Raw genomic sequence first — 26,431 nt, forward strand, 5'->3', positions numbered from 1 at the left:
CCGGAAGCTCAGTCAAAAGCTCTCGCATAGCAGCCTCTCGGCTATATGAGAAAGGACATTATCAAATGTATGGGCAGACATCCCACCACGGTCACTTGACGCCATTGTAACTACGGAAGGGCGTTTGCTCTCCGATGGACAACGCGATTCACTCTTTGAGGCTTTTCTGAGCTGTTGCACGAGATCTGTGGCTTCACGCGCCCAACATGGCTCGACCGCCGGACAAAACAAAGCCTCTTAGCAAGCCCGTGTTTAGCGACTAACGACAAACACTATGATGGTCAGAGGGATTAGTCTCGGGATATTAAACTCGCACCATGTTTGACTCTGTCGATTCCATAAAATTGTCAAAACTCTCACCTTTTGAGAAGCGTCTAAGCCGCTGAGCGGCCGAACGACATCCAAAAGAAAATGCCCGGATATACCGGGCATTTGTACTAGCCATGTCAGCAGATACTCGCGGAATAAACTCGCTATCCGAGACCGCTTGGACCGCTAGTTTGTGCAGATTTTCGCATCAACATAGGAGTCGTCATTGGCGACAGCCGTAGTTCGCACAAACGTCTTCGTAAGCAATTTTGTGCAAGTTTGGCCAAACACCCCTCAAACATCAATATTCCCCGCCCGCAGCGCATTGCTCTCGATAAACGCGCGACGCGGCTCCACGTCATCACCCATCAACGTAGTAAAAATCCCATCCGCGGCAATCGCATCCTCGATCTGCACGCGCAACAAACGACGCACAGTCGGATCCATCGTCGTTTCCCACAGCTGCTCAGGGTTCATCTCACCGAGCCCCTTATAACGCTGCTTCGAGACATTGCGCTCAGCGTCCGCGATCAGCCACTTCATCGCGCTCTTGAAGTCCGTCACCGCCATGCTGCGCTCGCCACGCTTGATGAGCGCATTCTTGCCGATCAAACCCTTGAACGTATTCGCGGTATTCACGAGCTGCTGATAATCCGCCGTCAGCTGGAACTCTTCGTCGATCACGGAAACCTTGACGTTGCCATGATGACGACGCTCCACGCGCAGCGAACGCTGCTCGCGCACCGCGTCATACATCGGCACAACGGACACTTCCGGCTTCAAAGGATCGTCGCGCAGATGCGCCTCAAGCGCACGAGCCGAAGCCTCCGTCGACTCCTCGCTCGACAGATCGATCGCGACGCCATCCATGATCGCTTCGAGCGCCCGCACGTCATACAGACGCGACAAGCGATCCACCACGGCGCGCGCCAACTGATACGACCGCGCCAGCTCGCCCAGCGCATCGCCCGAAATCGGCGTCGCGCCTTCCGTCGGCACCAGCTCCGAACCGTTCAGCGCCAGACGCAGCATATGCGCGTTCAGATCGGCATCGTCCTTCAGATAGCGCTCGTCCTTGCCCGCCTTGAGCTTGTAAAGCGGCGGCTGCGCGATATACACGTAACCGCGCTCGATCATCTCCGGCATCTGGCGATAGAAGAACGTCAGCAGCAGCGTGCGGATGTGCGCGCCGTCCACGTCCGCGTCGGTCATGATGATGATGCGGTGATAACGCAGCTTCTCGAGGTTGTAATCTTCCTTGCCGATACCGCAACCGAGCGCGGTAATCAGCGTGACGATCTGCTCCGACGACAGCAGCTTGTCGTAGCGCGCCTTCTCGACGTTCAGCACCTTGCCGCGCAGCGGCAGGATCGCCTGGAACTTGCGGTCGCGGCCTTGCTTGGCCGAGCCGCCTGCCGAGTCGCCCTCGACGATATACACCTCGGACTTCGCCGGATCCTTCTCCTGGCAGTCCGCGAGCTTGCCCGGCAGGCCCACGCCGTCGAGCACGCCCTTGCGTCGCGTCATTTCACGCGCCTTGCGCGCGGCGTCACGCGCACGCGCGGCGTCGACGATCTTGCTGCAAATGGTCTTCGCGTCGTTCGGCGTTTCCTGCAGGAAGTCTTCCAGCGCCTTCGCCACGACGTCTTCCACCGGTGCGCGCACTTCCGACGACACCAGCTTGTCCTTCGTCTGCGAGCTGAACTTCGGCTCCGGCACCTTCACGGAGAGCACGCACGACAGACCTTCGCGCATGTCGTCGCCCGAGGTTTCGACCTTGGCCTTCTTGGCGATTTCGTTGTCGGCGATGTACTTGTTGATCACGCGCGTCATCGCCGCGCGCAAGCCCGTCAAGTGCGTGCCGCCGTCGCGCTGCGGAATGTTGTTCGTGAAGCACAGCACGCTTTCGTTGTAGCTGTCGTTCCACTGCATGGCGACTTCCACGCCCACGCCGTCCTTCTCGCTCGAGATGTAGAAGATGTTCGGGTGCAGGACCGTCTTCGCCTTGTTGATGTACTCGACGAAGCCCTTCACGCCGCCCGCGAACGCGAAATCGTCTTCCTTGCCCGAGCGCTGGTCGGTCAGGCGGATACGCACGCCGTTGTTCAGGAACGAGAGTTCGCGGATGCGCTTGGCGAGAATGTCGTAGTGATATTCGACGCTGCCGAAGATGGTTTCATCGGCCATGAAGTGCACTTCGGTGCCGCGGTTTTCCGTGTCGCCGAGCAGTTGCATGGGCGAGACCGTCACGCCGTCGCGCTCTTCGAGAATGCGGTTCTGCGGCACGCCACGGTGGAATTCCATGAAGTGCTTCTTGCCGTTGCGGCGCACGGTCAGGCGCAGGAAGCTCGACAGCGCGTTCACGCACGAGACGCCCACGCCGTGCAGGCCGCCCGAGACCTTGTAGCTGTTCTGGTCGAACTTGCCGCCCGCGTGCAGCTCGGTCATCACGATTTCAGCGGCGCTGCGCTTCGGATCGTGCTTGTCGTCCATCTTCACGTCCGTGGGAATGCCGCGGCCGTTGTCGGTGATCGAGATCGAGTTGTCGGCGTGAATGACGACGTGAATGTCGTTGCAATAGCCGGCGAGCGCTTCGTCAATGGAGTTGTCCAGCACTTCGAAGACGAGGTGGTGCAGACCGGTGCCGTCCGACGTGTCGCCGATGTACATCCCGGGACGCTTGCGCACCGCTTCCAGACCTTCGAGGATCTGGATCGACGAGGCGCCGTAGCTGTTGTCGGGTTGCGAGTTGTTCGTATCAGTCATGGAATTTTTCCGGTTCTGCTGTACTGCCAGCGTTACTGCTCGAGACTTTTTGAAAAGCCATAAAAACGCCAAAGGGGCGCAGCGCCCCCTGGTGTTCTTCTTCTGTCGCGCTTTTTAAATGCGCATCGGCATCACCACGTACTTGAATTCCTCGTTCTCGGGAATCGTGATGAGCGCGCTGGAGCTGGCGTCGCCGAGGCTCACTTCCAGCGTGTCGACCTTCAGGTTCGCGAGGACGTCGAGCAGATACGTGACGTTGAACCCGATGTCGATGGTGTCGCCCTGATAGGCGATTTCCAGCTCTTCCTGCGCCTCTTCCTGGTCGGCGTTGGTCGACATGATCTTGAGCTGGCCCGGCTCGATGATGCAGCGCACGCCCTTGAACTTGTCGGACGTGAGAATCGCAGCGCGTTGCAGCGAGCGTTGCAGTTCTTCGCGGCCGATCTGGAAGGTGTTCTTGTGCGCCTTCGGAATCACGCGCTGGAAGTCGGGGAACTTGCCTTCCACGAGCTTCGAAACGAGCTCGACCTGGCCGAACGTGAACTTGACCTGCGTGGAGCCGATGTCGATCTTCAGCGTGTCGTCGATGTCTTCGAGCAGGCGCTGGAGTTCGAGAATGGTCTTGCGCGGGATGATGACTTCCTGGCGCGCGAACGAGCCTTCGATCTTCATCGACGAGAACGCGAGGCGGTGGCCGTCGGTGGCCACGGCCATCAGCTGGTCGCCGTCCACCACCAGCAGCATGCCGTTCAGGTAGTAACGGATGTCCTGCTGCGCCATCGCGAAATAGACCATGCCGAGCAACTGGCGGAAGGTCTTCTGCGGCACCGAGAGGTTCGCGCCGAAGTCCTTGGCCTGCGCCACCGTGGGGAACTCGTCCGCGGCAAGCGTTTGCAGGGCGAAGCGGCTCTTGCCCGACTGCACCGTCAGGCGCTTGTCGGCGAGCGTGAGCGTGACCTGGCCGTCGGGCATCGCGCGCAGGATGTCGAGCAGCTTGCGTGCGGCGACCGTGGTCGCGACCTGCTCGCTGCCGACGCCGAAGTCGGCGGTCGTGGTGATCTGCAGCTCGAGGTCGGTCGACAGGAACGAAACGTCGGAACCGGTTTTGGTGATCAGCAGATTGGCGAGGATCGGCAACGTGTGGCGGCGTTCGACAATGCCGCTCACCGTTTGCAGCGGCCTCAGCAGGTTATCGCGTTCGGTCTTGACCAGTTGCATAGAGTTCCTTCGTTGATGTGACGGTCTGCGCACCCTGTCCGGGCCGGGCGTCGTGCGCCCGATCCCGGCGCCGTCCCGCAGCACAGGCCGTGGCGTGGAATCCGCCCGGTCGGCCGGAGCGCCGGACGGTTAAACCCATATTGTGCCTGAAAACGGACCGCTTCCCTAAATTGGGGGCGATCCACGCAATAAACAGGGGGAACCTCGGGGGCCCGCCCCGTCAGCCCTTGAGCGTTTGCTCCAGAACGTGCAGCTCGTGGTTGAGCTGGGCGTCCTTGGTGCGCTCGTCGGCAATCTTGCGCACGGCGTGCAGCACCGTGGTGTGATCGCGCCCGCCGAACAGCTCGCCGATTTCCGGCAGGCTTTTCTGCGTCAGCTCCTTGGCCAGGTACATCGCGATCTGGCGCGGCCGCGCGATGTTCGCGGGGCGCTTCTTCGAGTACATGTCGGCGACCTTGATGCTGTAGAAGTCCGCCACCGTCTTCTGGATGTTTTCCACCGAGATCTGGCGGTTCTGCACCGTCAGCAGATCCTTGAGCGCTTCCTTGGTCAGCTCGATGGAGATTTCGCGGCCGTGGAACTTCGAGTACGCGAGGATCTTGCGCAGCGCGCCTTCGAGTTCGCGCACGTTCGAGCGCAGATGCTTGGCGACGAAAAACGCCACGTCTTCGTTCAGGCTCACGCCTTCCGACTGCGCCTTGCGCATCAGGATGGCCACGCGCATTTCGAGTTCGGGCGGCTCGATCGCGACCGTCAGGCCCGAGTCGAAGCGCGAGATCAGGCGGTCGTCGATACCCGAGATTTCCTTCGGATACGTGTCGCTCGTGATGATCACCTGCGCCTTGTTGGCGACCAGCGCCTCGAACGCGTAGAAGAACTCTTCCTGCGTGCGCGACTTGCCCGAGAAGAACTGAATATCGTCGATCAGCAGCAGGTCGAGCGAGTGGTAGTAGCGCTTGAAGTCGTCGAATGCCTTGCGCTGATACGCCTTCACCACGTCGGACACGTATTGTTCCGCGTGGATGTAGCGGATGCGCGCGCCCGGCTTGTCGATCAGCAGCTGGTTGCCGATCGCGTGGATCAAGTGGGTCTTGCCAAGGCCCACGCCGCCGTACAGGAACAGCGGGTTATACGAGATGCCGGGGTTGTCGGCGACCTGGATGGCTGCGGCGCGTGCGAGCTGGTTCGCCTTACCCGTCACGAAATTGTCGAACGTGAGCACCGGGTTGAGCTTCGAGCGCTCGTAGGTCGGATCCGGCTCGGCGCTGGCCGCGGCGGCCGCGCCCTGACCCGGACGCCAGCTGCGGCGGCCGGCGGCGGCTTCGTTGGCGTCGAGGCTCGGCAGGTCGAGGTCGGCGGCGTCATCGGCCTGGGCGGCCTGGGCCGCATGCGCGGTTTGCGCGGCGGCGAGGCTGTTCATGGCGGCGACGGCCGCGGCGCCCGCGTGGCTCGGCGCGGCGTGGTGAACGGCCGGCGCCGCTTCGGCGGCGGCCAGCGGCGCGCGCGGCGCGGGAGCGGCGACAGGCGCGCGCATGCCCGCCTTCGGGTCGAGGACGAATTGCACGTCGACGGGCGTCTGCCAGAAGTCGCGCGCCAGATCGGTGATCCGGCCCGAGAACTGGCTCTTCACCCAGTCGAGCTTGAAGCGGTTGGGAGCGGCTATCTGCAGCGTGTTCGCCGCAGCGTCGAAGGCAACCGGGGCCAACGGTTTAATCCACGTCACGTACTGCTGGGGCGTCAATTCGCGCTCCAGTAGTGCGGAACAGTGTTGCCAGAATTCGTTCATCGAGATGCTGTGGTCGTTTTGTTTGCGTGCAAATGCGTTCGCGCCGCGCGTGTCGCACAAATGCAACAAGGCCCTGGCGGGGCGAAAACAAATGCTCCGGACGCCCGCGCGGCAAGGAGTTGCGGCAAGCAGGCGGGCCGGAGCGGCAAGCAGGATTCTTGGGATAGGCGAGATTCTAACGCCGAAAAGGCCTGGCCAGGAAGTTATCCACAGGGACGGATCAAGGTGCCGTATCTTCTCTCATACTGTGGATGAACGTGGCGCAACAAGGCTCCGCACGAATGCGGGACGGAACGGTTTGCTGCCTTCGAGCACACTTTGCGCGCGCTTCGACGCCCTAACCTATTGACGGCCAACGAAAAACCGGATTAAATAGCGGGTTCCGCGAAAACCAATCCCTTGTACCACCGGCCATTGCTTTTTTCCGCGATGCTCGCCGCGGTCATTTCTCAATAAGTGAGAGCAACATGAAACGTACTTACCAACCTTCCGTTACCCGTCGCAAGCGTACCCATGGCTTTCGCGTGCGCATGAAGACCGCCGGTGGTCGCAAAGTGATCAACGCACGCCGTGCGAAGGGTCGCAAGCGTCTCGCCATCTAAGCGCGCCGCTTACCAGTTTTGTCGATAGCACCGCTATCAGCACAATCGACCACGATCGACGATAGCGGGCCAGACGTGAAACTGTCGGACGAAGCGGACAACGCGAACGAGGTGCCTCACGGCACGTCGCGAACGCAGGCCGCTTTCCCGAAAGCCGCAAGGCTACTGAAAACGGATGAGTTCTCATCCGTTTTTCGTTTGCGCCCCTGGCGCCGCGCCGCGCACTTCGTCGTGTACGGCCGCGCCACTGGCAACGAGGCGCGGCTCGGGCTCGTGATCGGCAAGAAGTACGCGCCGCGCGCGGTCACGCGCAACCTGGTGCGCCGCATCGCCCGCGAGGCGTTTCGCGTGCGCCGCGCGCAGTTCGAAGGCTTCGACCTGCTGCTGCGCCTGCACACGAAATTCGACCGAAAGGCCATGCCGTGCGCTTCGTCGCCGCCGCTGAAGACACTTTGTCGCACCGAAATCGAGATGTTGCTCGACAAGGCCGCGCGCGAAGTCGCCAGGCGGCGCGCCGCGCCCGAGACGGGCGGCGCTGCCTCGTGAGGGCCGCGCGCCGGTCCGTCGCGATTGCTGTGCAGGCCGCGCCCGCTGGCCGGGCACGACGTTCGTCTTTCCTAGCGGCGCTGTCCGGTCGCCACGCCATGCAAACGGTACTGATCGCTTTACTGCGCTTCTACAAGCTTGCCGTGAGTCCCCTGCTCGGCAACCGCTGCCGTTTTTACCCTTCCTGTTCGGATTACGCGCGCGAGGCAATCCAGTATCATGGCGCCGCGCGCGGGACTTACCTCGCCGCGCGGCGGCTTTGCCGCTGCCACCCGTTTTCGGCGGGCGGCGTCGACCTGGTCCCGCCTGCATCTCCGAAAAAGCGCTGACGCGCCTTCCATCGACACTGAGACAACGCATGGATATCAAACGCACCGTCCTATGGGTCATCTTCTTCATGTCAGCGGTCATGCTGTACGACAACTGGCAGCGCGACCACGGACGTCAGTCGATGTTCTTCCCGAGCGCGACGCAAACGCAGCAGAACGCCGCAAGCGGCGCGACGCCCGCGAGCGCGGCTAACGCCGCCTCCGATCTGCCGGCCACGGCCGCAGGCACGGCGCCCACCGGCACGGCCCAGCCCGCCGAAGCCGCCGCGCAGCTCGTGCACTTCCGCACCGATGTCTACGACGGCGTGATCGACACGCGCGGCGGCACGCTCACGAAGCTCTCGCTCGTGAAGGAAGGCGACGGCAAGCAGCCTGACCAGTTCATCACGCTGTTCGACCACACCAACGACCACACGTACCTCGCGCGTACGGGTCTGCTGGGTGGCGACTTCCCGAATCACACCGACGTCTTCACGGTCGCCAATGGTACGGGTCCGCGCGACCTGAGCGGCGACGCCACGTCGTTCCAGATCTCGCTCGAGTCGCCCGAAAAAGGCGGCGTGAAGGTCACCAAGACCTACACGTTCACGAAGGGCAGCTATGTGATCGGCGTCGACACGAAGGTGCAGAACGTCGGCAGCACGCCGGTCTCGCCCACGCTCTACATGGAGCTCGTGCGCGACAGCCAGCCGGTCGAAACGCCGCGTTTCTCGCACACCTTCATCGGCCCGGCGGTGTACTCGAACGAGCATCACTTCCAGAAGATCACGTTCGGCGACATCGACAAGAACAAGGCGGACTACGTGAACCAGGCCGACAACGGCTGGGTCGCGATGGTGCAGCATTACTTCGCCACGGCGTGGATTCCGCAGCAGGGCGTCAAGCGTGACATCTACGTCGAGAAGTTCGACAACAACCTCTACCGCGTCGGCGTGAAGCAGCCGCTCGGCACGATCGCGCCGGGCGCGACCGACAACGTGCAGGCGCGCCTGTTCGCGGGTCCGGAAGAAGAGCGCATGCTCGAAGGCGTCGCGCCGGGTCTGGAGCTCGTGAAGGACTATGGCTGGGTGACGATCATCGCCAAGCCGCTGTTCTGGCTGCTGGAGAAGATCCACGGCTACGTGGGCAACTGGGGCTGGGCGATCGTGCTGCTCACGCTGCTGATCAAGGCCGTGTTCTTCCCGCTGTCCGCCGCGAGCTACAAGTCGATGGCGCGCATGAAGGAAATCACGCCGCGCATGCAGGCGCTGCGCGAGCGCTTCAAGAGCGACCCGCAGAAGATGAACGCGGCGCTCATGGAGCTCTACAAGACCGAGAAGGTGAATCCGTTCGGCGGCTGTCTGCCGGTGGTGATCCAGATTCCGGTGTTCATCTCGCTGTACTGGGTGCTGCTGTCGTCGGTGGAAATGCGCGGCGCGCCGTGGATTCTCTGGATTCACGACCTCTCGCAGCAAGACCCGTTCTTCATCCTGCCGGTGCTGATGGCCGTCTCGATGTTCGTGCAGACCAAGCTGAACCCGACGCCGCCGGACCCCGTCCAGGCCAAGATGATGATGTTCATGCCGATCGCGTTCTCGGTCATGTTCTTCTTCTTCCCGGCGGGTCTCGTGCTGTACTACGTCGTGAACAACGTGCTGTCGATCGCGCAGCAGTACTACATCACGCGCATGATGGGCAAGGGCAAGAAGAAGGAAGCCGCGTAAGCGCGGGTTCCGGTCTCTCAGGCCTTAGCCAGAAAAAAAGCCGCCCGGTGCAAACCGGGCGGCTTTTTTATTGTCCGTGGCCAAGGTCGGAGCGTTCTCCGCTTGCAGCCGCAAAGCGCGCTCAGGCGATACTGGGCGCTCAGCGTTTCTCGGGGCCGCCGTAGAACTGCGTCACGAGTTCTTCCAGCAAATACCGATGATGCGGGCTCAGCGACTCGATCTTCGAAGCGAGTTCGAGCGTTTCCTCGGAAAGCGGGTAGCGCTCGTCGGGTTTGCGCGGCTTCGGCGTGGCGCCCGCCGGCGGCGTATGCGGCGAGGGTCCGTAGTGCAGCCAGTGCACATCCACGTCGAGCCAGTTGGCCAGCGTTTGCAGTTTGTCGTGCGTGGGAATGGTGCGGCCGCTCAGCCATTTGTGAGCGGTTTGCGGCGAGACCGGGTGCTCGCCGTGGTGGCGCAGGTTGAACTTGTTCGCCAGGTCGGTGCTGCCGCGCGGTTTGTCGGGCGAGCGCCGCATCGCCAGTTGCAGGCGGTCGGCGAAAGCGGCTTTTTCTTCGGGCGTTGGCATGGGCCAGATTGTGCAATCGGCTTTTGTCGAAGTTGACAACCAGTTGAGCTAGATCTAGCGCAAAGAAGCTACACTTCGCCCGAATCCGCAGGTAGCGCAATAAAACGGTTGCGAATTGGGGCGCGATTCGCCGCGGCCTGTTAATGCGGCGTTTTGGCCAGGTTTTTCGGTCGCATAGTCCGAATGTCGCAACCTGGCTATCAGATCAATCTTAGCTAATTCGAGATAAATTGAGATAAGTCTCGAGAATGGGGAGGCCCGAGGCGCGTGTGCGCGTCGCGTTACAATCCACGCACTTTCTTTCCGGCGTCCGTCGCGGCGCCGGCCTGCCCGTTGCGGCTTAGTCCACGTCTCGTTATCCCGCCATGCTCGCCACCGATTCCGATCCCATCGTCGCCATTGCCACTGCGCCCGGACGCGGCGGGATCGGCGTCGTGCGGGTCTCGTTCGGGCGCGCGGGCGCACCGGCCGCCGAGGCGCTGATGCAGGCGCTCACCGGCCAGGCGCTCGCGCCGCGTCATGCGAGCTACGTGCCGTTTCTCGACGGCGCCCACACCGCGCTCGACCGCGGCATCGCCCTGTATTTCCCGGCGCCGCATTCGTACACCGGCGAGCATGTGCTCGAACTGCAGGGGCACGGCGGCCCGATCGTGCTGCAACTCGTCTTGCAGCGCTGCATCGAGGCGGGGCGCGCGTTCGGCCTGCGGCTTGCCGAGCCGGGCGAATTCACGCGTCGCGCGTTCCTCAACGACAAGCTCGACCTCGCGCAGGCCGAAGCCGTCGCCGACCTGATCGAAGCCAGCACGGAGGCGGCGGTGCGTTCGGCGGGCCGCTCGCTCGACGGCGCGTTCTCGCGCGACATCCACGCGCTCGTCGACGACGTCGTCACGCTGCGCATGCTCGTGGAAGCCACGCTCGATTTCCCCGAAGAGGAAATCGATTTCCTCGAAGCCGCCGATGCGCGCGGCAAGCTCACGCACATTCGCGCCCAGCTCGACCACGTGCTGGCCGAAGCGCGTCAGGGCGCGCTGCTGCGCGAGGGTCTCGCGGTCGTGCTCGCGGGGCAACCAAACGTCGGCAAGTCGTCGCTGCTCAATGCGCTCGCGGGCGCGGAGCTCGCGATCGTCACGCCGGTGGCGGGCACCACGCGCGACAAGATTTCGCAAACCATCCAGATCGAAGGCATTCCGCTGCATGTGATCGACACGGCGGGGCTGCGCGACACCGAGGACGAAGTCGAGAAGATCGGCATCGAGCGTACGTGGAACGAGATCGACCGCGCCGATGTGGTGCTGCATCTGCTCGACGCGCGCGTGGGCATGACGCCCGAAGACGAGATCATCGCGGCGCGCTTTCCGGCGGGCGTGCCGGTCGTGCGCGTGCTCAACAAGACGGATCTCACGGGCGTGGCGCCCGAAGTCGCCACGCGTGATGCGAACAACGGCACGCAGGTCTGCGAAGTCCGGCTCTCGGCGAAACAAAACGACGGCGTGGCGCTGCTGCGTGGCGAGTTGCTGCGTATCGCGGGCTGGCAGGCCGACGCGCAAAGCGTCTATCTCGCGCGCGAGCGTCACCTGATCGCGCTGCGTGCGGCGCGCGAGCAACTCGCGAACGCCGCGGCGCACGCCGATCAAAACGCGCAGGCGCTCGATCTGTTCGCCGAAGAATTGCGGCTCGCGCAGGAATCGCTTAATTCAATTACGGGCGAGTTCACGTCCGACGACCTGCTCGGCGTGATTTTCAGCCGGTTCTGCATCGGCAAATAAGGCGTGAAATAGCGCGCCTGCGCGCTTTCATCGCCCGACCACGATTGCGAATTCCGCACAATCGTAAGGATTCGCAACACGTCCCGCGCGCCGACGCCGCGCCGCCTGTGCGCGGTAATCCATCGTCACACATCGTTTCGTTTTCAAACGAAATGCACGCCGACAATACGTGCATCAGGAGAAAACGATGAAGACGATCAAACTCTTTTGCGCGATTGCACTGGCCGCCGGGTTGGCGAGCCTCACGGGTTGTGTCGTGGCGCCGCCGTATGCCTACGCGCCCGCACCGGCTTACGGTTACGGCTACGCGCCGGGCTATTACGCGGCGCCTACGGTCGATGTCGGCGTCGGCTTCGGCGGCTATTACGGGCGCGGCTGGCGACATTAAGCACTCCCGTAGAACCGCGTGAAAATCCCGCGAAATGCGCGTGTACGGCGTGCACGCAACACCAGGATATCCCCCGATCCGCGCCTGTCAACCGAACGGCAGGATGGCTGAAACGCCCGCCTGACAAGGCTTCGCATCGGGAGCGGGCACGTCCTCCCAGCGCCCTATCAGATGTGATAGCTATACACCTCTTAGTGGCGAATTACAGTGCTTACACGAGATCCAGTTAATGAGATTTCGACGATTTCCGGGGGCAGAAACGTGAAGTTCATCGATCAGGAAATTGCGCACATCATGCGCGTTATGGTGCCGTCGCTGCTGACTGAGGGCGCGATACCCATTCTCACATTCGAGTACTGGCATAAGCGCCTCTCGAATCTGCTCGATACGGCACAACTCTCCCACGCCCAGTTTCGTACGATCGACTCGCTCATGACGCAACTCGAGCGCCTGCAAGCGCACGCTGCCGCCTGAACGGTCCGGTCGTCCCGGTCGATGCCGCATTCGGACAAGCGGCACGTCCCGCCGATTTACCTCGCCATGTAACCCGAGCATGGATTAGCCCGCCTTCGCGCGGGCTTCTTTCTAAGGATTCCGCAGCATCGTGCGGACGCCGTGCGCGACGGCCTTTGAATGCACGCTTCAATTCGCGCGGACAAAAAAAGCCGCGGCAGGGGCCGCGGCGAAGAGCTTGCCACTACTGACAACACGGCGCCGAGGGGACGTCGCCGCCGAACCATTGTCACGGCTGATTCCGGCCGCTTCAATGGCCGCCAGGCCGATCTGACAATCGTTAACCATCCACGGATTCCGCGTTCCCGCCGTGCGGTATGTCCCTTTATCCAGCGCGTTCCTCGCTGACGAAACCATCTTGAAATCTCGCCGGCCTCCCTGCATGTAGGGCCCACTTTCATCGGAGAACACCGATCGTGGGAAGCCGACCTGCCTTCATCGACGATCTGGCCCGGGATCTCTCGCCCGACGGCGCTCACGTGCGCGCGCCCGGCGACGACGCGATTCTCGACGCCTATTCGCACACTGTCATCGGGGCGCTCGAGCGCGTGCAGCACGCCGTCGCCCATATTGCCGTCGAGCATCGCCCGAGCGGCCAGGCTGCCGCGCGCGGCGGCACCGGCTCGGGCTTTCTGTTCACGCCCGACGGTTATCTGCTCACCAACAGCCACGTCGTGCACGGCGCGAACGCGCTGCGCGTCACGCTCGCCGACGGTTCGACGCACGACGCCGACCTGATCGGCGACGACCCGAGCACCGACCTCGCCGTGCTGCGTATCGGCGCGTCCGAGGCGTTGCCGCACGCCACGCTCGGCGAATCGGCGAAACTGCGCGTCGGACAGATCGCGATTGCCGTCGGCAGTCCGCTCGGACTCGCGCAGACGGTTACGACGGGCGTGGTGTCGGCGCTCGGACGTTCGCTGCGCTCGGCCTCCGGACGCATGATCTACGACGTCATCCAGACCGACGCCGCGCTCAATCCGGGCAACTCGGGCGGGCCGCTCGTCAATTCGGCGGGCCAGGTGATCGGCGTGAACACGGCGATCATTCCGGGCGCGCAGGCGATCTGTTTTTCGACGGCGATCGATACGGCGAAGTGGGTCATCACGCAGTTGTTCATGCACGGACGCGTGCGCCGCGCCTACGTCGGCATCGCCGGGACCAATGTGCCGATCGCGCGCAAGGTGCAGCGTTATTTCGAACTGGCGACGACGACCGGCGTGCGCGTGATGGAGAGCGCGAAGGGCAGTCCGGCGGCGCAAGGCGGTCTGCGCGCGGACGACACCATCGTGGCGATCGACGGCCTGCCCGTGGACAGCATCGACGCGCTGCAACGGCTGCTGGACGCCTCGCGTATCGATCGCGTCGTCGAATTCACGGTGATCCGTTTGACGCAGAAGTTGAATCTGCAGATCACGCCCGTGGAGCAGACGTCCTGAAAGTGGTCGCGGCGCACAAAAGCGCGCGCCCATAAGACTAACGGCCGCCTCCGGGAAACCGGAGCGCGGCCGCTTCGATCGACAGAACCGTGCTTAAACCGTGCTTACCAGCCCGGCTGCTGCTCATACGCGCCATACGGCGGCGGGGGCGGCGCCGGTTGCGGCGGGCCGCAGGGCACGTAGCGGCCCGAATACTGGTCGTAGCACCCGCCCGGCGCGGGCGCGGCGGCATAAACCGGTGCGGGCTCGGCATACACGGGCGCGGCCACCGGCGCCGGCTCGGCATAAACCGGCGGCGCCTGATAGACAGCCGGACCGCTGACAGCCGCACCCACCACGGCGCCGATCAGCGCGCCGCCCACGAGCGCGCCTACCACGTCGCCACCTCGATCATGGGCGCTGGCCGGACCTGCCGCCACCACGCAACCCGCCAGCACCAATACAGCAGCAATCTTACGCATGTCGTTCTCCTCGAGAACTGTATGAAAACATGCGAGCGATTGTGGCCCTGATACGCGGATACAGGTGCAGCAAAGGGTAACGACTAATTACGCGGATGATGAATTAACGCGATCAGTGACCGCGCTCACCAGGAGACTGCGCAGGAGCCCGCGCAAGAGACGGCGCGCCCGCCAGCAGACGGATGCGCGAAGCCCGGACCCTTGGCCCGGGCGGAACGGCAGCGTGCTTCGTCAATGATGAAGAATGCTGCGTAACGGATGACGCCAGTCGATGTGATGATCCCCGGCGAGGACTCGCTGCCGGTGCTCCTCGAGAATCTCGTCCGAGAAGAGGAAAACGACAATGACGAGGGGGATGACCAGAAACGCGCCCAGTATTACGTGCTCGATCACGATTACCTCCTGGCTGTCAAGCGGTTGCAATTGCATTGTAGCTGGAACGCTACAGTTTGCACGCCGGACGACTACTTATTCAGAAACAAACGTGATCCGCCGTACGCAAGCGCTTGAGCAGCGCGCGTGCCCGCCCTCGCAAGCCGGGAAAACACCGAGCGAAATCGACCGCGCGCACGCCGATTCCGCTGCCGAATCCGCCACTAATCAAGCCGCCGACCTCTTCCAGACGGCGGCGAACAGACCCGCGCCGATCAACAGCGACCCACCCGTGCGATTGACCGCCCGCTGCACGCGCGGGCTGCGCACGGCCTTGCGCGCCGCGGCGGCCAGCAGCGCGTAACCGAAGGCATTGAGCGTGGCGAGCACGAGGAACGTCGCCTCGAAAACGACGATCTGCGGCAACGCGCGCATATGCGGATCGATGAACTGCGGCACGAACGCGACGAAGAAAATGATGCTCTTGGGGTTCAGCGCGGTGACGGCAAACGCGTGCGCGAAGATGCGCCCGGTGCGGGTTTCGCTGGTGTCGGGCGCTTCGGGGTTCGCGATGGGCGCGCGCCAGAGCTTGATGCCCAGATAGATCAGGTACGCGGCGCCGACCCACTTGAGCGCCGAAAACAGCGTGGCGGAAGCCGCCAGAATCACGCCGAGGCCGAGCATGGACGCCGTCATCGCCGTGAAGTCGCCGAGCGCGACGCCCGCGGTGGTGGCCAGCGCATAGCGGCGGCCATGACCGAGCGCGTAGGAAACGACGAGCAGCACGGTCGGCCCGGGAATGGCGACGAGGATGGCCGAGGCGATCGCGAACGGCAGCCAGTGAGCGAGAGTCATGGAATTTCTCCAAAAGGGATGCCCGATTTATCCACGAAGACGGCGTGCGCGCAAGTCGGTTTGATGCGGTCTGGAAAAGGGCGGCGACGGCATGCCTGGCATCGTTTTTATTCTGCGGCCTGCGAATTGTCGGGCGCGCGATGAAGGCGGCGTAACGCTTCCTTATGTGCGGCGCGGCATCATGCTCGCACGCCGCATCGGCGCTTGCGCAAGCGTCGTGCGACCAGGCCGGTGACAACGCCTGTTGCGCCCGCACACAAGTTGTTCTTGCACTCTATTCGTGCTCTTCTAGATTGAAAAATGCGGGTCGATCGTGGCCGTTAAATACATAGCTAACCGAAGACAACCCACCCGCCGAGGAGGCAGAACCATGCGAAGGCTATCCGCAACCGCCGTGGCCGTTCTTGCCGTCTGCTCGGCGAGTCTCGTTGGCGTGGCATCGGCGCAAGAGGCACAAGAGGCGCAAGCGGTCTCGGTCAAGCCGCAACAGACCGTGCAGCTCAAACCCGGCTCCTACGGCTGCCTCTCCAGGGACAAGCTCGACGCCGTCTCCCAGCACGAGCAGGCGGGCGAGCATCAGCAGATGCAGGAATATTTCGCCGATTTCCGCTGCCTCTCGACGCCCGAGAACCAGTCGTATCGCGTGGTGCGCGTGGTGGGTCACGACGTCGAGTTCGTGAACGCCGCGAACGCCGACGACCAGGGCCTCTGGACCAGCGACCGCTCCATCAAGCAATAAGCCCAGCCGCAAGACGCGCGCTCACCGCCGGCGCGCGGTGTGTGCGTACGCTTGCGCGTCACGATTGTCGGCTTGAGCTTCCTGTTTTGCCCCCTTCATCGCCGCGTCATTTTCGCTTCCGATCATCGACATGACCGGCGCTCGACTTGCGTCGCCGTCTGATGAAACCGGCACAGCCCGTGCTGGAAACTCGCTATCATGTGCGGCTTTTACGCCGCGACGCAGCACGTTGCACGACTGACAGCACAACTGACAGCGGCGGGTATCGAGGGGCGGAAATCGGCATGGCACTTAAATCGACCATCTTCAAGGCAGAGCTTCAGATCGCGGACATGGACCGGCACTACTACGCCGACCATGCGCTGACGATCGCCTGCCATCCGTCGGAAACCAATGAGCGGATGATGGTGCGCATCGCCGCCTTCGCGTTGTTCGCGGGCGAGCGTCTCGAATTCTGCAAGGGCCTGTCGGACACCGACGAGCCCGATCTGTGGAGCAAGGACTACACGGGCGCAATCCAGACGTGGATCGAAGTCGGCCAGCCCGACGAGCGCCGCATCGCCAAGGCGGCGGGGCGCGCGGACGAGGTAATCGTGATCGCCTACGGCGGCCGCACCTCGGATATCTGGTGGCAAGGCGTGCGCGGCAAGGTCGAACGGCTGCGCAACGTCACTGTCTGGTCGCTCGGCGAAGACGTGGCTGCGGCGCTCGGCAAGCTGGCCGAACGGACGATGCGCCTGCAATGCACGGTGCAGGACGGCGCGGCGTGGATCGGCAGCACGACGAGCGAGCCGGTCGCGGTCGAATGGACCGTGCTCAAGGCGCCCGAGAACGTCTGAGCGCCGGTTCTGCACTTTCTGAACGCGCCCAGGGCTAGCCGTTCGGCGGCCCTTTCAGTTCCACCATGTTCCCCTCGGGATCGAACAGATACAGCGACGGCCCGAAGCCTTCCGCGCCGTAGCGCTCGACCACGTCGCCAGGACGCGCGCCCAGCGCGGCGAGATGCGCCTTGAGCGCCGCGCCGTCGAACGGCTCCACGCGCAGACACAGATGATCCATGTTGCGGCCCGCGCCCGTCGGCGTCGCGCCGCCGTTGCCCGGTTTCTCGCGATCGAGCGGACCGCCCATCGACACCAGATCGATCAGCGAACGGCCCGCGCGCAGTTGCACGAGTCCGAGCTGCGTTTCCTCGCGTTCGACGCGGCAGCCGAGCACGTCGCAGTAAAAGCGCGTCATCGCGGCCGGATGGGCGGCGCGAATGACGACATGATCGATTTCGCGAATCTGGATCTGCATGACGGTCCCCGCCGATTGGCGTGTCCGAACAAAGTCATTGCAGTGTAGGAGGGAAGTTGGGCGGAGAATGACGTCTTGTCATCTCGCGAGGCGTGCGGCCGGGACGCGGAAATGCGCCCCCAAAACGCTGGACGAAAAAAAGCCCGCTGCTGTGAGCGGGCTTAATCCATATCAGGAGGAGACATGGAGGAGACAGGAATCACTATACACAGCGGTCTGACGCGACGCAACAAGTTTTTAAGGGAAAACCCGCAATGGTGCCATTTTGTCGCAGTCGCACATTGACAGGGCATCGGCGCGCATGAATGGTGCTCGCAGCAGGCTCGCGTGGCCGTCGTTCCGGGCGATTCCACGGGCCCGAACGACAGCGCAAGATCCGGCACGCCGTACCGCGGCGCGGCCTTTACAGTGAGGCCATCGAGTCAAGCACGCGCACCCTGCGGGAGTCCTCATATGAACGCCATTCCGAACGCCGACCGCCAAGCCTCGTCGGATCCTGTCGACACGAACGCCGACGCCGGACGCTGGGCCGCCGTCGCAGCACGCGACGCGAGCGCCGACGGCCAGTTCTTCTACGCCGTGCGCACGACCGGCGTGTTCTGCCGTCCGTCCTGCGCGTCGCGGCTGCCGCGCCGCGAGAACGTCGAATTTTTCGTCGATGCAGATGCCGCGCGCGCCGCCGGCTACCGCGAATGCAAGCGCTGCCGTCCCGGCGGCCTGCCGCGCGAGCTGGACATCGTGCGCCGCGCCTGCGACGCGCTCGACGCCGATCCGCAATCGCGCCTCACGCTCGCCCAGCTCGGCGAGGCCGTGCATCTGAGCCCGTTCCACCTGCAGCGCCTGTTCAAGCGCGTGCTCGGCGTGTCGCCGCGCCAGTATCAGGCCGCGCGCCGCGGCGCCGTGCTGCGCGACGCGCTGGCCCAGGGCGCCGACGTCACACGCGCCAGCGCCGATGCGGGCTTCAACTCGTCGTCGCGGCTGTACGAGAGCGTGGCGGGCGAGCTGGGCATGAAGCCGTCGGCGTTCCGGCGCAAGGGCGCGGGCCTGACGATCCGCTTCGCGAACGCGGCCACGCCGCTCGGCCGCGTGCTGATCGCGGCCACCGAAAAAGGCATCTGCCGCATCGCATTCGGCGACGACGGCGACGCGCTCACGGCCAGCCTGCGCGCCGACTTCGAAAACGCACGCTGCGTGGAAGACGTCGTCGCGCTCGCGCCCTTCGTCGCGCAGATCGACGCCTATCTGCACGGCCGACGCGAGCGCTTCGAGCTGCCGCTCGACGTCGCGCCGACGGCGTTCCAGCAGCGCGTCTGGGATGCGCTCCAGCACATTCCCTACGGCGAAACGCGCAGCTACACGCAGATCGCCGAAGCGCTGGGCGCGCCGCGCGCGGTGCGTGCCGTGGCGAGCGCCTGCGCGTCGAACCCGGTGGCGCTGGCGATTCCGTGTCATCGCGTCGTGCAAAAGGGCGGCTCGCTCGCGGGTTATCGCTGGGGGATCACGCGCAAGGCCGCGCTGCTCGATGCGGAAGCGCGCGCGGGCGAAGTGCGCGCCGATCCGGCACAATCGAGCGCTAAATCGCCCGAAAAGGCCGATCGAAAGCCCCGCGCGAAACGCGCCCCCGCCACGCCGGAGACCGCTGCTTGAGCGCCGTCCAGTCGACCTCGAAAAAAGCCCCGCCGACGCCGCCCAAAACGGCGGCCGGCATCGAATCCGCCACGCAAAACGCCACGCTCGAACTGCCGTTTCGCGCGCCCTACGACTGGCCGCGCGTGCTGCGCTTTTTCGGCGGCCGCGCGACGCCGGGCGTCGAAGCCGTCGAGGACGGCGCGTGGCTGCGCGCCATCGACTTCCAGGGCGCGAGCGGCACGCTCGCCGTGCGCCGTCACGCGCGCAAGCGCTGCCTCGTCGTGCAGATCGACGGGCCGGTGAGCGCGCACGCGCAGGCGCTCGCCGCGCCGCTCTCGCGCATGTTCGATCTTCAGGCCGATACGGCGGCGATCGGCGCGCATCTCGCGCAAGATCCCTGGCTCGCGCCGCTCGTCGAAGCGGTGCCGGGTCTGCGCGTGCCCGGCGCGTGGTCGGGATTCGAACTCGTGGTGCGCGCGATCGTCGGGCAACAGGTGAGCGTGAAGGCGGCGACGACCATCATCGGGCGACTGGTGCAACGCGTGGGCGAGCGTATCGATGGGCATCCGCACGCCCACACCGCGTGGCGTTTTCCGACGCCCGCCGCGCTCGGCGCCGCCGATCTCGCCGGTATCGGCATGCCGGGCAAGCGCGTCGCGGCGCTGCAAGGCTTCGCGCGCGCGGTGGCGAGCGGCGAAGTCGCGATCGAACGCAGCGATCTGCCGGGCGCGGCCCAGGCGGGCGACGTCGCGGAACTCGACGCCATGCGCGCCGCGCTGCTCGCGCTGCCTGGCATCGGCCCGTGGACGGTCGAATACGTGGCGATGCGCGCATGGCGCGATCCGAACGCCTGGCCCGCGACCGATCTCGTGCTGATGCAGGCGATCGCCGCACGCGATCCGTCGCTCGAGCGTGCGACGCAACAGCGCGCGCGCACCGACACCTGGCGCCCGTGGCGCGCGTATGCGGCGATGCATCTGTGGAACGAAATCGCCGATCGGGCGGGTGGGGCGCGCGGTGGTTGAAGCGTCGTTCAACGCCTGATCGAACGCGCGGCGAAACGCCTCGCAAACGCATCTCTGCAACCGCATAAAAACCGCCGCGATTACGGCAATTCGACGTCGATACACCATCGAAACCGCGCTACGTCAGTACCGAAGCGCACACTGCGGCGCAGCCGCCGAAACCGCCTCACAGGCCGCAAAACCCCGCCCGAGGCGGCCTCAAGCAGGTCTTCCGGCGAGATGTTAAAGTGCCCGCTACCGAAAATATCCCTGTCGGCGGCGCGCGCAGCACCGTCTCGCCGGCCAGAGCCCGACCTGCCTTCAATGCCAGACACGACCTCCACACGCACGAACGACGTTCTCGCGCAGCGCCTTTCCGTGCTGAGCGCCGGACCGCAACGCGACGCGCTCACGCGCGGTCTGCGCGGCATCGAGAAGGAAAGCCTGCGGGTGACGCGCGACGGCCATCTGGCCACGACGCCGCATGCCGCGGCGCTCGGTTCTGCGCTCACGCATCCGTCGCTCACGACCGATTATTCGGAAGCGTTGATCGAGATCATCACGCCCGCCGAGCACGACGCCTCCATCACGCTCGACAAGCTCGACGAACTGCATCGCTTCGTCTACGCCGTGCTCGCGCGCGACGGCGAAATGCTGTGGAACGAATCGATGCCGGGCCTGCTGCCCGCAAGCGACGAAGGCATTCCCATCGCGCGTTACGGCAACTCGAACATCGGCCGTCTGAAATACGTCTACCGAATGGGTCTCGCGCTGCGTTACGGGCGCACGATGCAGTGCATCGCGGGGATCCACTACAACTATTCGCTGAGCGAAGACGTGTGGCACGCGCTGCACGCGCACGATCAGTCCACGGCCTCGCAGACCGACTATCAGTCGGAGCGTTATCTCGCGCTGATCCGCAACTTCCGCCGCACGAGCTGGCTGCTGATGTATCTGTTCGGCGCGTCGCCCGCGCTCGACGCGCGCTTCCTGCGCGGCCGCGCGCACACGCTCGACAGCTTCGACGCCGACACGCTCTATCTGCCGTACGCGACCAGCCTGCGCATGAGCGATCTCGGCTATTCGAACACCACGGGTCAATCCGCGCTGCACGCCGATTACGACACGCTGCCCGGTTATCTCGAAGCGCTCGCGCAGGCGGTGAGCCAGCCGTATCCGCCCTACGAGGCGATCGGCACGCATCGCGACGGCGAGTGGGTGCAGATCAACACCAACGTGCTGCAGATCGAAAACGAGTTCTACTCGACGATCCGCCCGAAGCGCGTGACGTATCCGGGCGAGCGCCCGCTGCATGCGCTTGCCGCGCGCGGCGTGCAGTACGTCGAGGTGCGCTGCATGGACATCGATCCGTTCGAGCCGACCGGCATCTCGCTCGAAGCGGCGCGTTTTCTCGACGCCTATCTGCTCGCATGCGCGCTCGACGAAAGCGCAAAGCTGCCGGAAGCCGATTACGCGGAAGCGAACGAGAACTTCGGCATCGTCACGAAGGAAGGGCGCAAGCCCGGGCTCGAACTCACGCGTGACGGCCAGCGCGTCGCGATGCAAGACTGGGCCGCCGAACTGTTCGCGAAGATCGAGCAGGCGGCCGCGCTGCTCGACGCGGCGAAGGGTGGCGACGAACATGCGCGCTCGCTCGCCGCACAGCGCGCGAAGTTTGCCGATGCGTCGCTCACGCCGTCCGCGCGCGTGTTGCAGACGATGCGCGAGCAGCAGCAATCCTTCCTGCAATTTGCGCTTGCGCAGAGCGAGCGCCACGCGGCGCACTTCCTCTCGCGTCCGCTCGACGCGCAAGTCACGGCGCAGTTCGAAGCGCTCGCGCGCGAGTCGCTCGACCAGCAGGCGAAGCTCGAACGCGAGGAAATCGGCTCGTTCGACGCCTTCGTCGCCGCTTATCGCGCCTACACGCTCAATCGCTACAGCGTTTGATCGCCCCGATGACGGCTGCGGCCGGTACGCGGACGCTCCGCCGTCCGCGTACCCGCGCCCGAGACGCCGGGTATTGCATTTGCTCGAAACACTGGCGCGCACACGCAGTCCAATGTCATATTGGCACCGCGCGCGCCTCGTCTCGCATCGACGCGCGCCGCCCTGCCACACGAACCTGACACCAACGACAACGACCGGAGCGCGCACGGCGCGCGCCCATTCTGCGAGGAACCCACGCGATGAAACGAATCCTGCCGATCCTGCTCTGCGTGACGGCGGCGGCCTGCGCGCCGCGCGGTCAGGTCAATCCCGACGTGATGCAGATCGCCACCGCGCCGCTCACCTGCGGCGACCAGAACGAGTGCGACGCATGGTGGCAACGCGCCCAGGACTGGGTGCGCGGCCATTCGAAGTATGAAGTGCAGACGGCGACCGACACGCTGATCCAGACCGCCGGTCCCGGCGGCGGCAAGCGCGCGCTCGCCTACGAGATCACGAAGACGAAGAACGCCGACGGCACGGCCACGATCGGTTTCGCGGCACACTGCGACAGTTCGATCGGCTGCAAGCCCGATCCGTGGGCTGCGGGCGCGGCCTTCAAGCAGTACGTGCGCACCGGCGTCGAGCAGCCGGTCCGCGATCAGGCCGGCGACTCGGCCGGCACGGACGACTCCGGCAAGACCACCGCGACCTCGCCGGCCTCGGCGCCCGCCGCAGCGGCGCAATAAGGCCGCCGCCGACATTTCACGCCCCCGCGTTCGATCGACCCGCCGTCAGGCCGCGAGATCGAACGCAGTCCGAATCGATTGTCGCGATTCTCGTCATTCCGAGTACGCATTTCAGCACTTTCTGATGGAGCAGCAGCGCCAAGGACTCGTATCTTGGCGCTGCTTCGGCACGCGCCGGGCAGTTCACTCCTCTTCCATCACTCGAATCGACAATGAAAATGCGACTTCTGCCTGCTAGTGCGCTGGCCGTCCCGCTGGCCGCTCTCTTCGTCGCGGCCGCCGGCTGCACCACGGCATCGGGGCCCCTGCACAATCTCGACATCGTCACGCTCGCCAACGGCACGCAAGCCTATCGCGTCCAATGTCTGGGCCTGCTCGAAAGCTCGAAGGTCTGTATGAAGAAGGTCAACGAGATCTGCGGCGACAAGCAGCCGCTGCGCGTCTCGTCGGTGGACCGTGCGGCCTCGGGTTTCCTGCCCGAAAACGACCCGCGCGAAATCCTGTTCATCTGCCAGACGCCGCAACCGGCCGCGCAGCCCGCTCCGCCGCCGCCTCCGCCGCCCCCGGTCGTCAACACGCAGCCGCAAACCATCACGCTGAACGCCGACGCCAACTTCGCGTTCGACAAGTCCGACCTGCTGCCCGCCGGCAAGCAGGCGCTCGACCAGTTCATCCAGCAGAGCGACGGCGTGAACATCGGCACCATCGTGATCAGCGGCCATACCGACTCGAAGGGCTCGAAAACCTACAACGACCGCCTCTCGATGCGCCGCGCGCAAGCGGTGCGCAACTATCTGCAGTCGCACGGCCTGCACGCCGGCCAGTACGACGTGAAGGGCTATGGCTTCTCGAAGCCGGTCGCGTCGAACGCCACGGCAGAAGGCCGCGCGAAGAACCGCCGCGTCGAAATCGAAACGAGCGGCATCACGGCGCGCTGACCGTTCATCACGCGCGAGGCGCGGGGCCGGACCTCAATGGCCCATCGACGCGCCCGCGCCTTTTCTTGGCTTCGTCGCCCACACCAGCAGCGCCAGCACCACGAACACCGCGCACGAAATGCGGAAGAAGTCGTTGGTCGCCATCATGTAGCCCTGCGACGTCACCACATCGTTCAATTTCGCGGTCACGCTCTGGCCTGCGTAGCCCAGCGACTTCAGCGCGTCCTGATACGCAATCGTGTTCGCCGCATACGGATTCACCGACTCCGACAGCACCGCGTGGTGATAGATCGCGTCGTCCTCCCAGAACGTCGTGCTCACCGCCGTGCCGATCGCGCCCGAGAGCGTGCGCAGGAAGTTCGAGAGACCGGACGCGCTCGCGAGCCGCTCGTCGGAAACACTCGATAGCGTGATCGTCGTCATCGGCACGAAGAAACAGGCCACGCCGATCCCCTGCACGAGGCGCGGCAGAATCACGTGATTGAAGGGTACGTCGAGCGTGAAAGTCGAATTCCAGATCGACACCAGCGCGAACACGACGAACGCAAAACTCGCGACCATACGCAAATCGAGCTTGTGCATGTTGCGGCCGATCAGCGGCGACAACACGAGCGCGAGCAGCCCGACGGGCGCCGTCGCCAGCCCGGCAATGCCGGCCGTGTAGCCCATCACCGTCTGAAGCCAGAGCGGGAAGATCACGACCGAGCCGAAAAACGCCATGAAGCCGAACGAGATGATCGTCGCGCCGAGTGCGAAGTTGCGGTCGCGGAACAGCGAGAGATCGACCACCGGGTCTTTTTCCGTCGCCTCCCACACGAGCATGAACGCGATCGACACCGCCGCAATGATCGCGAGTGCGACGATGAACTTCGAGCTGAACCAGTCGCGGTCCTTGCCGAGGTCCAGCATCATCTGCAGGCACGACACGCCGATCACCAGCAGCGCGAGACCCACGGCGTCGATGCGCTGTTTCGTGGTCTTCGTTTCGCGGCCGCGCAGCAGCAGGAACGCGCACACGCCGGAAAATATCCCGATCGGCACGTTGATGTAGAAGATCCACGGCCACGTGTAGTTGTCGGTGATATAGCCGCCCATCACGGGGCCGAAGATCGGCGCGACGATCACCGTCATCGCCCAGAGACCGAGCGCGAGCCCACGTTTCTCGGGCGGATAGGAGCGCATGAGAATAGTCTGCGAGAGCGGCACCATCGGGCCGGAGACGAGCCCCTGCACGAGCCGGAAGGCGATCAGCGTCTCGAAGTTCGAAGCGAAGCCGCAGGCCGCCGACGCGATCGTGAACAGCAGCACCGAGAGCGTGAAGAGGCGCACTTCGCCCACGCGGCGCGCGAGCCAGCCCGTAAGCGGCACGGCGATGGCCGACGCCACCGAGTACGAGGAAATGACCCACGTACCCTCGCTGTTGGCCACACCGAGGTTGCCCGAGATCGTCGGCACGGCGACGTTGGCGATCGAGGTGTCCAGCACCTCCATGAAGGTGCCGAGGGCGAGGCCCACGGTGAGCAATGCGAGCGTGCCGCCCGAGAGCGGTTTGGGCGGCGCGTCGGCGGGTGCTGCGGGCGCTGCGGTGGAGGCGTCCATCTTCAGTGTCCTTGCGGTGCTTTCGGTGCTTCTGTGCTTTCGGTTAGGCAGACCGTTGCCGCGTGCAAGCAGCCTGGCGGAGCGTGCGGCTGGGGATTTCGTGTCGCGGCATTCTCTGCCCAGACAGGTATTTGGTTGTAGTGCGGGCTTGAGTTCGCGCGGTCGGCCTGCCCGAAAGGCAGCCGCCGGGTCGATTCGCCCTTAGTCGTTGCCAGTGTTGCTGTCGTTACTGTCCTTGCCCGACGAGCCGTCCGCCGCGCCGCCCGGGCATTCGCCGCCGGTGCAAACCGCCCCGGTTTCGGCATCGTTGGCGATAAAGCGCTGCAGCAGATGCACGAGCGTCGTCACTTCCTCGGCGCTGAAGCCGCGCAACTGGTCGTCCATCACCGCGGCAATCGCAGCGGGCAATTGCTGCGCTGCGTCGCGCCCCAGCGGCGTGAGCACCAGTTCGACGACGCGGCGATCCGCCTGACTGCGCTGGCGCAACAGGAAACCCTTGCGCTCGAGGCGGTCGAGCATGCGCGTCATGGAGCCGGTGTCGTACGAGAGCACGCGCGACATTTCGTTGGGCGTGCGCGCGCGTTCGTACCAGAGCAGCAGAATCACGCCGATCTGCGACGAGGTCAGCCCGAGCGGCGCGACGGCGCGGTCCATGCGCGCGGCCAGCACGTTACGGGCGGTCGACAGAAAGTAGCCGAGACTCGGCACGACGCCGACCTTGCTGGACACGTTGGAGCCGTCGTTCATGGGAAAAGCACTCTCATCGCTGGCAAATCGAAACACGGGCAAAACAGGGCGAATTCTAGCCTGAGAATTTTCTGCCTGGGCAGGAAATACGCAGGAAATTCGGTCAGTGCGTCGCAGCATTCGTCATTGATTCGTCGCTATCGCAGCGTAAAAACAACAACGGGATTGATGCGCCGCAAAGTATGT

General features: G+C 64.4%; 25 protein-coding genes. 15 read left to right on the forward strand and 10 right to left on the reverse strand.

Features of this window, described 5'->3' with window-relative positions:
* Nucleotides 1–603: 603 nt before the first annotated feature.
* The 3 genes from gyrB to dnaA form a co-directional block, all read right to left on the reverse strand.
* Nucleotides 604–3,075 carry a DNA topoisomerase (ATP-hydrolyzing) subunit B gene (gyrB, locus tag SB764_RS14045; protein ID WP_074982903.1) on the reverse strand — a complete coding sequence of 824 codons (2,472 nt, stop codon included), beginning with the start codon at nucleotides 3,073–3,075 and terminating at the stop codon, nucleotides 604–606.
* A 114-nt stretch (nucleotides 3,076–3,189) separates the two neighbouring features.
* Entirely contained in the window at nucleotides 3,190–4,293 is a 1,104-nt protein-coding gene (dnaN, locus tag SB764_RS14050; protein ID WP_065061811.1) for a DNA polymerase III subunit beta, read from the reverse strand.
* 220 nt (nucleotides 4,294–4,513) lie between these two features.
* Complete coding sequence (dnaA, locus tag SB764_RS14055) at nucleotides 4,514–6,079, reverse strand: chromosomal replication initiator protein DnaA (protein WP_183038439.1); 1,566 nt, start codon at nucleotides 6,077–6,079, stop codon at nucleotides 4,514–4,516.
* Nucleotides 6,080–6,546: 467 nt separating this feature from the next.
* Between dnaA and rpmH the strand changes: the two genes are divergently transcribed.
* The 4 genes from rpmH (at nucleotide 6,547) to yidC (ending at nucleotide 9,259) form a co-directional block, all read left to right on the forward strand.
* On the forward strand, nucleotides 6,547–6,681 hold the full coding sequence (gene rpmH, locus SB764_RS14060) for a 50S ribosomal protein L34 (RefSeq protein WP_004198824.1): 135 nt from the start codon (nucleotides 6,547–6,549) through the stop codon (nucleotides 6,679–6,681).
* Nucleotides 6,682–6,756: 75 nt separating this feature from the next.
* Nucleotides 6,757–7,227, forward strand: coding sequence for a ribonuclease P protein component (rnpA, locus tag SB764_RS14065; RefSeq protein ID WP_065061810.1), 471 nt, complete (start codon nucleotides 6,757–6,759; stop codon nucleotides 7,225–7,227).
* Nucleotides 7,228–7,325: 98 nt separating this feature from the next.
* Nucleotides 7,326–7,556 (forward strand): membrane protein insertion efficiency factor YidD, encoded by a 231-nt coding sequence (gene yidD, locus SB764_RS14070; RefSeq protein WP_028211944.1) that lies wholly within the window; start codon nucleotides 7,326–7,328, stop codon nucleotides 7,554–7,556.
* A gap of 29 nt (nucleotides 7,557–7,585) precedes the next feature.
* Nucleotides 7,586–9,259: a membrane protein insertase YidC gene (gene yidC / locus SB764_RS14075; protein WP_065061809.1), complete on the forward strand. Its 1,674-nt coding sequence runs from the start codon at nucleotides 7,586–7,588 to the stop codon at nucleotides 9,257–9,259.
* 139 nt (nucleotides 9,260–9,398) lie between these two features.
* Here the strand turns inward: yidC and SB764_RS14080 are convergent, their stop codons facing one another.
* Nucleotides 9,399–9,824, reverse strand: coding sequence for a transcriptional regulator (locus SB764_RS14080; RefSeq protein WP_065061808.1), 426 nt, complete (start codon nucleotides 9,822–9,824; stop codon nucleotides 9,399–9,401).
* A gap of 365 nt (nucleotides 9,825–10,189) precedes the next feature.
* Here SB764_RS14080 and mnmE point away from each other — a divergent pair, with 365 nt between their 5' ends.
* The 4 genes from mnmE (at nucleotide 10,190) to SB764_RS14100 (ending at nucleotide 13,930) form a co-directional block, all read left to right on the forward strand.
* A complete protein-coding gene (mnmE, locus tag SB764_RS14085) occupies nucleotides 10,190–11,590 on the forward strand; it encodes a tRNA uridine-5-carboxymethylaminomethyl(34) synthesis GTPase MnmE (protein ID WP_065061807.1) in 1,401 nt (466 codons plus the stop codon).
* Nucleotides 11,591–11,777: 187 nt separating this feature from the next.
* The gene (locus tag SB764_RS14090; RefSeq protein WP_065062270.1) at nucleotides 11,778–11,978 is read left to right on the forward strand and encodes a hypothetical protein; all 201 of its coding nucleotides are present in this window, start codon (nucleotides 11,778–11,780) and stop codon (nucleotides 11,976–11,978) included.
* Between the two features lie 261 nt (nucleotides 11,979–12,239).
* Entirely contained in the window at nucleotides 12,240–12,452 is a 213-nt protein-coding gene (locus tag SB764_RS14095) for a hypothetical protein (protein ID WP_231957654.1), read from the forward strand.
* A 455-nt stretch (nucleotides 12,453–12,907) separates the two neighbouring features.
* Nucleotides 12,908–13,930, forward strand: a complete 1,023-nt coding sequence (locus tag SB764_RS14100; protein ID WP_065061806.1) for a S1C family serine protease — start codon at nucleotides 12,908–12,910, stop codon at nucleotides 13,928–13,930.
* Between the two features lie 104 nt (nucleotides 13,931–14,034).
* On the opposite strand, the gene SB764_RS14105 is transcribed toward SB764_RS14100, so the two are convergent.
* The 3 genes from SB764_RS14105 to SB764_RS14115 form a co-directional block, all read right to left on the reverse strand.
* Complete coding sequence (locus SB764_RS14105; protein WP_065061805.1) at nucleotides 14,035–14,391, reverse strand: hypothetical protein; 357 nt, start codon at nucleotides 14,389–14,391, stop codon at nucleotides 14,035–14,037.
* A 231-nt stretch (nucleotides 14,392–14,622) separates the two neighbouring features.
* Nucleotides 14,623–14,784 carry a hypothetical protein gene (locus SB764_RS14110; RefSeq protein ID WP_167371405.1) on the reverse strand — a complete coding sequence of 54 codons (162 nt, stop codon included), beginning with the start codon at nucleotides 14,782–14,784 and terminating at the stop codon, nucleotides 14,623–14,625.
* 207 nt (nucleotides 14,785–14,991) lie between these two features.
* Nucleotides 14,992–15,618 (reverse strand): LysE family translocator, encoded by a 627-nt coding sequence (locus SB764_RS14115; RefSeq protein ID WP_065061804.1) that lies wholly within the window; start codon nucleotides 15,616–15,618, stop codon nucleotides 14,992–14,994.
* A 370-nt stretch (nucleotides 15,619–15,988) separates the two neighbouring features.
* On the opposite strand from SB764_RS14115, the gene sap1 reads away from it, so the two are divergent.
* Both sap1 and SB764_RS14125 read left to right on the forward strand, forming a co-directional pair.
* On the forward strand, nucleotides 15,989–16,357 hold the full coding sequence (sap1, locus tag SB764_RS14120; protein ID WP_065061803.1) for a surface attachment protein Sap1: 369 nt from the start codon (nucleotides 15,989–15,991) through the stop codon (nucleotides 16,355–16,357).
* A 284-nt stretch (nucleotides 16,358–16,641) separates the two neighbouring features.
* Nucleotides 16,642–17,196 carry a YaeQ family protein gene (locus SB764_RS14125; protein ID WP_065061802.1) on the forward strand — a complete coding sequence of 185 codons (555 nt, stop codon included), beginning with the start codon at nucleotides 16,642–16,644 and terminating at the stop codon, nucleotides 17,194–17,196.
* A 34-nt stretch (nucleotides 17,197–17,230) separates the two neighbouring features.
* Here SB764_RS14125 and SB764_RS14130 read toward each other — a convergent pair whose 3' ends face one another.
* Nucleotides 17,231–17,653, reverse strand: coding sequence for a VOC family protein (locus SB764_RS14130; RefSeq protein WP_074982889.1), 423 nt, complete (start codon nucleotides 17,651–17,653; stop codon nucleotides 17,231–17,233).
* A 453-nt stretch (nucleotides 17,654–18,106) separates the two neighbouring features.
* Here SB764_RS14130 and ada point away from each other — a divergent pair, with 453 nt between their 5' ends.
* The 5 genes from ada to SB764_RS14155 all read left to right on the forward strand — a co-directional run bounded on the left by ada (nucleotide 18,107) and on the right by SB764_RS14155 (nucleotide 23,899).
* Nucleotides 18,107–19,300, forward strand: a complete 1,194-nt coding sequence (gene ada / locus SB764_RS14135) for a bifunctional DNA-binding transcriptional regulator/O6-methylguanine-DNA methyltransferase Ada (protein ID WP_410863835.1) — start codon at nucleotides 18,107–18,109, stop codon at nucleotides 19,298–19,300.
* Nucleotides 19,301–19,359: 59 nt separating this feature from the next.
* Nucleotides 19,360–20,307, forward strand: coding sequence for a DNA-3-methyladenine glycosylase family protein (locus tag SB764_RS14140; protein WP_410863902.1), 948 nt, complete (start codon nucleotides 19,360–19,362; stop codon nucleotides 20,305–20,307).
* A 303-nt stretch (nucleotides 20,308–20,610) separates the two neighbouring features.
* Nucleotides 20,611–22,233: a glutamate--cysteine ligase gene (gene gshA, locus SB764_RS14145; protein WP_410863837.1), complete on the forward strand. Its 1,623-nt coding sequence runs from the start codon at nucleotides 20,611–20,613 to the stop codon at nucleotides 22,231–22,233.
* Between the two features lie 239 nt (nucleotides 22,234–22,472).
* Nucleotides 22,473–22,961, forward strand: a complete 489-nt coding sequence (locus SB764_RS14150; RefSeq protein ID WP_183712980.1) for a hypothetical protein — start codon at nucleotides 22,473–22,475, stop codon at nucleotides 22,959–22,961.
* A 212-nt stretch (nucleotides 22,962–23,173) separates the two neighbouring features.
* Nucleotides 23,174–23,899, forward strand: coding sequence for an OmpA family protein (locus SB764_RS14155; RefSeq protein ID WP_080180602.1), 726 nt, complete (start codon nucleotides 23,174–23,176; stop codon nucleotides 23,897–23,899).
* Between the two features lie 33 nt (nucleotides 23,900–23,932).
* Here SB764_RS14155 and SB764_RS14160 read toward each other — a convergent pair whose 3' ends face one another.
* Together SB764_RS14160 and SB764_RS14165 are read right to left on the reverse strand one after the other, a co-directional pair.
* Nucleotides 23,933–25,498, reverse strand: a complete 1,566-nt coding sequence (locus tag SB764_RS14160) for a DHA2 family efflux MFS transporter permease subunit (RefSeq protein ID WP_410863839.1) — start codon at nucleotides 25,496–25,498, stop codon at nucleotides 23,933–23,935.
* A gap of 201 nt (nucleotides 25,499–25,699) precedes the next feature.
* The gene (locus SB764_RS14165; RefSeq protein ID WP_074982879.1) at nucleotides 25,700–26,245 is read right to left on the reverse strand and encodes a MarR family winged helix-turn-helix transcriptional regulator; all 546 of its coding nucleotides are present in this window, start codon (nucleotides 26,243–26,245) and stop codon (nucleotides 25,700–25,702) included.
* Between the last annotated feature and the right edge of the window lie 186 nt (nucleotides 26,246–26,431).

It is taken from the genome of Paraburkholderia sp. SIMBA_027, assembly GCF_046535315.1.
GTDB lineage: Bacteria > Pseudomonadota > Gammaproteobacteria > Burkholderiales > Burkholderiaceae > Paraburkholderia > Paraburkholderia tropica.